This window comes from Flavihumibacter sp. CACIAM 22H1 (genome assembly GCF_001601815.1).
Classification (GTDB): Bacteria; Bacteroidota; Bacteroidia; order Chitinophagales; family Chitinophagaceae; genus Flavihumibacter.
In genome coordinates, this window is record NZ_LUKG01000027.1 from 1 (window position 1) to 7,553 (window position 7,553).

Consider the following 7,553-nt stretch of genomic DNA (forward strand, 5'->3'; position numbering starts at 1 on the left):
AACCTGGGGCGATAAAGTATCGAAAGAATCAGGAAAGGGCCCGGTAATCTTTAATGAACGGAACGCCTATCTCTACGGCAAATGGCTGGGCAACCGGTATCGCAACGACGAAAATATTATCTGGATGCTGGGTGGCGATCGCCTCCCGGTAAAAGATACCACTGATTATAAACCCATCTGGCGCGCCATGGCACGCGGTATACAGGAAGCTACGGATTACAAATCATTTATTACCTATCATATCTCCGGCGGAGAATCGACCTCCAAATACCTGCACAAAGAAAGCTGGCTGAACATGAATACGGTACAAAGTGGCCATGGGAATGGTCATGATGTACCGGTATGGAAATGGATTGAACGCGATTTTAACCTGCCTTCCCCCAAGCCGGTATTGGATGCAGAACCGAATTATGAAGACCACCCCGTTGATCCCTGGCCAAAATGGGACGAAAAAAAGGGCTATTTCACGGATTATGATGTTCGGAAGCAAAGCTATCGCTCCGTTTTTGCAGGCGGCTGTGGCATAACCTATGGCCACCATGGCGTATGGCAATTTTACAGCGAACGTTATGAACCCATCACCTATGCCGATTGGAGCTGGACCGCCGGCCTTGATCGCCCGGGTTCTTTTCAAATCGGATTTCTTCGCAAACTGATCGAATCACGCCCTTACCTTGGAAGAGTATATACACCTAAAATGATTGTAGAGGGGCAAAGCCAGCTAGCCGCGGAATTTATTACCGCCTTTCGGGGAAAAGATAATGATTTCGCCATGATCTATATGCCGGTTGGTAAAACCATTAAGGTCGATACCCGCTTTATGAAAAGTTCTGATGTAAAAATCTGGTTCGTGGATCCTAGAATTGGTCATGTGGTACGAGGTATTTCAACCTATCGAAAGGATATCCTTGAGATCAAACCACCCACTGTTGGTATAGGCCAGGACTGGATTATTGTGCTCGACAACCCCGATGCGGGTTATCGGCCACCTACCGAGTAAGAGATGTTTTGGGGTGCCGGATAAAATACGCTACAACCAGAGGAGAACCTATAAAATAAACTCCCAGCAGCAAGGGAATAACCGGCGAAAGAGTAGCCGCTCCAAACCAATCGCCCTGAACGTATAAGAGGCTAAGCCCCAACAGGCTTTTTCCCAGTTCCCAATAGAGGGCATTTTTATGGTTGTCCATTAATTCCGTGTACGCATATACCATCAGGAAAATGAAGAAGCCGTATACGAATATGCCCGGCGCGCCTATCTGCGCTATATAACCGAACAAATAACTGATAAACAGCAGGCAGAGCAGGATCTGAAACCAGCTCCACCATTGGAGGGCCTGGGAGGTAGGCGGGTTGTATTTTTCAAAATGATAGGGGTCATCGATTTTATAAACCGGGTATTTTTCTTCCACATCTTTCGGCCTCCATCCCGTTGGCATCAGCCAGATCCTGAATTTATCTTTCCAGTCGTTTGCCCGCCATGCATCTTGCAGCAGCAGCCAAAGGTGCATGAAATTTATCCGTATAGGATTCCAGGTTTTAACAGGTCGGGTAATACCGTAAACTGGAGGAACTGTTTTCAGTTCCTCCTGGTAAGTGCCAAATAGCTTATCCCAGAAAATAAAAATCTGTCCGTAGTTCTTATCCAGGTATTCAGGATTTAGCGCATGGTGAACCCGGTGATGCGACGGGGTTACAATGATCTTTTCCAGCCAACCCATCTTATTGATATGTTGGGTATGGTACCAGAATTGGGCAAAAAGATGCAGGGGAGCAACAATAGCAACCACGTTTTCCGGAACACCAAACAGGGCGGCTGGGATCAAAAAAACCGTAAACAATTTTACAACGGAGGAAATACTTTGGCGCAAGGCACAGGCCAGGTTAAATTCCTCACTGCTATGATGAATGATATGATTGTTCCAGAAAAAATTATACTCATGCGAAATCCGGTGTACCCAGTAGCCGGAAAAATCCAGTGCCATAAAAGCTATTAAATATGTAATCCAGCCATCCGGCACATGAAAAATTGCCAGGTGGTCGACCAACCACCCATAGCTGATAATAGCAACGCTCAACCCTAATACATCTTTGGTAACATTGGTGATGCCGGAACTTAGACTAGCGATCATATCCATGTTTCGAACCGTATCTTTCCCCTTCCGCCATCCATACCATTTTTCAAAAAGCACCAGAAGCAGAAATACGGGCATGGCAATCAGCAGGATCCTTCCATAGGTTTCCATGACAAACAGTGTTTTCATAAATTTACTGTTTTCCGGGCTGATCTATTCAAATCGCATTTATGTACATTCGTTTCTTGTAAATAAGCTATGAAAGCAATTGTAATAGGCGGTGGAATCGTTGGATTAAGTTCGGCACTTTACCTGAAGCAATCGGGATGGGAGGTTACCTTAATAGACCGGAGTGACCTTTCTGACAATTGCAGTTATGGGAATGCAGGGTATGTATGTCCTTCTCATTTTGTTCCCTTAGCAACCCCAGGTATTATTAAACAGGGTTTAAAATGGATGTGGAACAGCAGAAGTCCTTTTTATGTGCAGCCGAGGCTGAGTCGTTCCCTCATCGACTGGGGCATCCGGTTTATGCAATCGGCTACCCCCGATAAAGTAAAGCAGGCAGCCCTTCCCCTGCGCGATATTGCGCTCTTAAGCCAACAGGCGTATACTTCCTGGACATCTATCCCAGGCATTGAACTTTCCTACGAACACAAGGGCTTGATGGAATATTTTCAAACGCCCGAGAAAGAGGAACACGCTCATCATTTTTGTGAGGATGCCAGGGCATTGGGACTGGAGGCCAGTATGCTCAGCTACGAGGAGGTACAGGCGCTGGAACCACAAACCCGTTTGCAGATAAAAGGGGCACTCTGGTTCAAATGCGATGCCCATGTATATCCTAACAAAGTAATGGCAAGCTTAATCCGGCACCTCCGCACCATCGGGGTACAATTCAGAACAACGGAGCAGGTAAAGGGTTTCGAAAAAAAAGGCGGTAAAATTACCAGGGTATTAACCGATAAAGGAGGGTACGAAGCCGACCAGATAGTGTTGGCCTCGGGCAGTTGGAGTCGTGAGCTGGCCGCTCAATTAGGGCTCCGGCTTCCGCTGGTAGGAGGGCGGGGCTATTCCATTACACTGGAAAACTCCCCCAATAAGTTGAATCACCCGGCTGTTTTGATGGAAGGCCGTGTTGCACTTACTCCAATGGATGGCAATAAAATACGGTTTGGCGGAACCATGGAAATTACCTCGCTGAACCAGCCGCCCCGTTTAAAAAGGGTGGAAGGAATTTTAAATGCTGTACAGCGTTACTTTCCCGACTTTCAATTGCCGTCGGTACAAGAGGCTACGGTCTGGTCCGGATTCCGTCCCTGTTCGGCCGACGGGTTGCCTTATATCGGCCGTAGTTCCAAGTGGAATAACCTGCTGATTGCTACGGGCCATGCAATGGTGGGGATGAGCCTGGGGGCGGGAACCGGACAATTGATCAGTGAGTTGGCCAATGAACAAACCCCTTCAATGGATCTAAGCCCGTTTAACCCGGAGCGCTTTGCCTGAGAACAGATCGGATAATCTAACAAGGATTTATAACTTTATCTATTGCCGGTTGTTCTTACAAAACAGAACTTTACCCAGTTTGTACCAGTGATCTATAAAACATGAACAATTCTACCTCCCAGCTGCGTTCTACCAGTACCGTTCCTTATGCCGATACCGGTTATTTCCACGACATTGTATTGGATTATATCAGCGGAAAGAACACCCTGCGAGCTTTCTACGAACACCCGGTTTCCTGGGAAGGGCTGGAAGCCGCCATGCAGCAAAGAGATAAAGTGCCCGTTAACCGCGAAGTACTGGTACAGGCATTGCAATCACAATATAAAAAGAACGCACTGGCGGGGAATGAATTGGTAGATGCATCTATTGCCTTATTAAAAAATGAATCAACCTACACGGTCTGTACTGCGCATCAACCTAATATATTTTCAGGGTATCTCTACTTTATTTATAAAATCCTGCATGCTGTCCGACTGGCGGAGGAACTGAAAACCAGGTATCCTTCAAAGGATTTTGTACCTGTTTTTTATATGGGAAGCGAAGACGCCGACCTGGAAGAACTAGGGAAGATTTTCCTTAGCGGAGAAAAGCTGGTTTGGGATACCAGGCAAACCGGTGCAGTCGGCAGAATGAAGCCGAAGGGACTAGAGCCCCTTATTAACCGGATACAGGGAGAATTATCGGTGTTACCCTATGGTACAGAGCTGGTAAAAATGCTGAAGGCTTGCTACTTGGAAGCTGCAGATATTCAGACGGCTACCTTCCGGCTGGTGCACGAATTATTTAAACAATACGGGCTGGTTGTTCTGATTGCTGACCAGCCCGATCTGAAACGCCTGATGCTGCCTGTTTTTGAGGATGATTTGTTTTCCAATAAACCATCCGGCATTGTAACGGAAACAACTACGCGCTTATCGGCTGTATATAAAGTACAGGCGAACCCCCGTGAAATAAATCTTTTTTACCTGGAAGAAGGTATTCGCAACAGGATTGAAAAACAAGGAACCGTATTTCAGGTAGTGGACAGCACTCTTCAGTTTACAGCAGAAGAATTAAAGCAGGAACTCCACCGCCATCCTGAGCGGTTTAGCCCGAACGTGATTTTAAGAGGCTTGTACCAGGAAACGATTTTACCAAACATCGCTTTCATAGGAGGAGGGGGCGAACTGGCATACTGGCTGGAGCTAAAAGACTTGTTCCATTATTATAAAGTTCCTTATCCTGTTCAGGTTGTGCGGAATTCTTTTTTGCTGCTGAATCAGCAAACGCTGGCTAAAATAGAGCGCATGGAATTGGAACCCGTTGATTTTTTTCGCCCTTCCGAACAACTTTTAAATGAACTGGTAAAACGAGACAGTGCGGTTCAGGTACACCTTACCAGTGAAATCAGGGATACAGATGCTTTTTATCAGCATTTGCAGAAACTGGCCGGCCGTATTGATACCAGCCTGGTTGCTCATGTTGGTGCGCTTCAAAAACGGACGCTCCAACAATTGCTTGAGCTGGAGAAAAAGATGCTTCGGGCAGAAAAGCGGAAATTCAGTGACCAGCGCCGACAGCTGGAAGCAATTAAAGCCAGCCTTTTCCCTGCTAATTCCTTACAGGAAAGGGTGGAGAATTTTCTTCCTTATTATGCCATGTATGGACCGGCTTTTATCGAGAAAATTTACCGGGAATCTACCGCCCTTGAACAGCAATTTATTATCAGTATACTTTAAGCAAGCATTCCGGAATTACTTATCAAACTGGTTAGGATGACCGTTTGTCTTCAGTTTCTCCACTTTGGTAAGCACTTCTTTTTCCAGGCGGGCCTTATAGCTGCTTACTTTTTCGCCAACCGCGCTGTCGAATGCCCCGATCATGGAAGCCGCCAGGATGCCTGCATTTTTGGCGGCATTTAATGCAACTGTTGCCACCGGTATTCCGTTTGGCATTTGAAGTATGGATAAAACGGAATCCCAGCCATCTATTGAATTAGACGATTTAATGGGTACACCAATTACCGGAAGCGACGTAATAGAAGCTACCATTCCGGGCAAATGTGCTGCTCCGCCTGCGCCTGCTATAATAACTTTCAAGCCTCTTTGCCGGGCAGATTGAGCATATTCCACCATGCGCAACGGGGTGCGATGGGCGGAAACCACCGTTAATTCAAAACTGATTCCGAATTCAGTTAAACTGTCTGCAGCTGCCTGCATTACGGGGAGATCAGAATCAGAACCCATTATAATACCAACCAAAGGAGCGGATTCACTAGTCATTTTAACAGAAATAATTGATTAGATCGCAAAGAACCGGAATTTCTAGTAATTCGACATGCCTTTTAAACGCATTAATTCGATTTCTGCCAGTTTTGCATTGTAACGGGCCGCAATCAGGCGATCATACCCATCGGCCAGGCTGATCTGGGCTTCCCTCAATTCGAGGTAGGTGCTTACTCCTTGTTTAAAACGTTCCATAGCAATGAATACATTCTCTTTCGCAAGCAGAATATTGTCTTCTTCGAGGGTCAGGTTTTTCTTTTGCAATTCATAATCCCGAAAGGCATTGTTGAGTTGTACATCCAAGAGGGTTCTTGTGTTATCCAATAATAACTCCTGCTGTAAAATATCGATCCGGGCCTGTTGCTGAAGCCGTTTGGCGTTCAACCCGTTCAAAATCGGGAGGTTAATGCTAAATCCATAATTGAACCCCAGGTTACGGTTGAAAAGTGGGGTGAAATTATTGATCACCGCCTGGTTGGTAAGCCGGTTGAGGTTATAAGCGGAGTTGAAGTTAATGACCGGATAGCGGTCGCCAGTGCGTTCTTTCAGGACCAGTTTAGCGATGTCAATATTTTTTTTTGCAATCAGTAACTGCGGACTCTGATTTTCAAAATCTGTACGGATCTCATCAAGGGTAAGATCCGCGCGGATAGGAATAGTATCCATTACCTCGTAGCTGGCATTTTTTTCAAACCCGATTAACTGGTTGAGTTGTTCTTTTAATTGTTCAATAAGGGTATTTTGCTGGTACTGTGACGCGGTGAATGCATTTAAGTCAACTTTTGCCTGAAGTAATTCGGGCTTTGCTCCAAGGCCCACACTCAGTTTTTTATCGGCCAGTTTCACCCGTTCCTCGCTGATACTTTTCTGTTCAAGGATAGCTTTTAACTGTTGTTTTTGCCGCACAATATTATAGTAGTTACTGATCACCGCTGCCGTTGTATTAACTACCTGGTTACGAAGATTTAGTACGCCCAGTTTTTCTACTTCGGCCACCCGATCTCTTGTGGCAAACATTTTAAATCCATCAAACAGGGTCAGGTTGAGATTAAGGGAAGCCTGCAGGCTACTGGATTTTATACCAGAGGTATCGCGTTTGGATCCATTGGCCAGTTCCTGCTTTTGCGCATTATTATTCCAGACTTTAGTGGCGGTGCCGTTGAGGCGGGGCAAAAAAGCCGCCCAGGCATAATCATTGTCCAGCGCAAAAGAGCTTGAATCGTTTTTTGCCAGCCGGATATCGTAGTTATTGCGCAAGGCAAGGTCAACCGCAGCCTCTACCGTTAATACCTGTTGGGCAGTGGCAAAAAGCCCTGTAAAACAAAAAAGAAAACAACTAATTATGGAACGTGTCATAAATGCGTCGGGTTAATTAAGCAGAAACCGGTACTGTTACTACTTCATCTAGTTCACTATGTGTTTTTTTAGAGGAAGACAGGAAGGAATACATGGCCGGAATAACATACAGCGTAAGGATCAGGGAAAACAGAATTCCGCCCACAATTACAATTCCGAGTGGAATGCGGCTGGTGGATGCTGCTCCCAGGGAAAGGGCTAAGGGTAATGCACCCAGGGCCATCGCCAAACTGGTCATTAAAATGGGGCGTAAACGGCTTACTGCGGCATCTATAACGGCAGGTGCTTTTGCTACGCCTTCGATTCTTTTGTGGTTAGCAAATTCAACAATAAGAATTCCATTTTTTGTTAC

The 7,553-nt window shown here is 45.9% G+C and carries 7 protein-coding genes; 3 read left to right on the top strand and 4 right to left on the bottom strand.

Annotated features, from left to right (window positions below):
* On the top strand, positions 1 to 1,000 hold a 1,000-nt coding region (locus A1D16_RS09460; RefSeq protein ID WP_290709115.1), incomplete at its 5' end, for a DUF4038 domain-containing protein.
* Here the strand turns inward: A1D16_RS09460 and A1D16_RS09465 are convergent.
* On the bottom strand, positions 990 to 2,264 hold the full coding sequence (locus tag A1D16_RS09465) for a sterol desaturase family protein (RefSeq protein WP_290709116.1): 1,275 nt from the start codon (positions 2,262 to 2,264) through the stop codon (positions 990 to 992). The two genes, A1D16_RS09460 and A1D16_RS09465, sit on opposite strands and share 11 nt — an antisense overlap.
* A 69-nt stretch (positions 2,265 to 2,333) precedes the next feature.
* Between A1D16_RS09465 and A1D16_RS09470 the strand changes: the two genes are divergently transcribed.
* Complete coding sequence (locus A1D16_RS09470; RefSeq protein WP_290709117.1) at positions 2,334 to 3,581, top strand: FAD-dependent oxidoreductase; 1,248 nt, start codon at positions 2,334 to 2,336, stop codon at positions 3,579 to 3,581.
* A 101-nt stretch (positions 3,582 to 3,682) separates the two neighbouring features.
* Positions 3,683 to 5,299, top strand: coding sequence for a bacillithiol biosynthesis cysteine-adding enzyme BshC (gene bshC / locus A1D16_RS09475; protein ID WP_290709118.1), 1,617 nt, complete (start codon positions 3,683 to 3,685; stop codon positions 5,297 to 5,299).
* Between the two features lie 15 nt (positions 5,300 to 5,314).
* Here the strand turns inward: bshC and purE are convergent, their stop codons facing one another.
* From purE to A1D16_RS09490, 3 genes are all read right to left on the bottom strand, one after another.
* Complete coding sequence (purE, locus tag A1D16_RS09480; RefSeq protein WP_290709119.1) at positions 5,315 to 5,842, bottom strand: 5-(carboxyamino)imidazole ribonucleotide mutase; 528 nt, start codon at positions 5,840 to 5,842, stop codon at positions 5,315 to 5,317.
* A gap of 42 nt (positions 5,843 to 5,884) precedes the next feature.
* Complete coding sequence (locus A1D16_RS09485; protein WP_290709120.1) at positions 5,885 to 7,201, bottom strand: TolC family protein; 1,317 nt, start codon at positions 7,199 to 7,201, stop codon at positions 5,885 to 5,887.
* Between the two features lie 16 nt (positions 7,202 to 7,217).
* Positions 7,218 to 7,553, bottom strand: a 336-nt coding sequence (locus A1D16_RS09490) for an efflux RND transporter permease subunit (protein ID WP_290709121.1), incomplete at its 5' end; no start/stop codon positions are given.

Bases quoted from the DNA above. Each gene is read 5' to 3' on its own strand.
- A1D16_RS09465 (WP_290709116.1), bottom strand. From the start codon at position 2,264: ATGAAAACACTGTTTGTCATGGAAACCTATGGAAGGATCCTGCTGATT.
- A1D16_RS09470 (WP_290709117.1), top strand. From the start codon at position 2,334: ATGAAAGCAATTGTAATAGGCGGTGGAATCGTTGGATTAAGTTCGGCA.
- bshC (WP_290709118.1), top strand. From the start codon at position 3,683: ATGAACAATTCTACCTCCCAGCTGCGTTCTACCAGTACCGTTCCTTAT.
- purE (WP_290709119.1), bottom strand. From the start codon at position 5,842: ATGACTAGTGAATCCGCTCCTTTGGTTGGTATTATAATGGGTTCTGAT.
- A1D16_RS09485 (WP_290709120.1), bottom strand. From the start codon at position 7,201: ATGACACGTTCCATAATTAGTTGTTTTCTTTTTTGTTTTACAGGGCTT.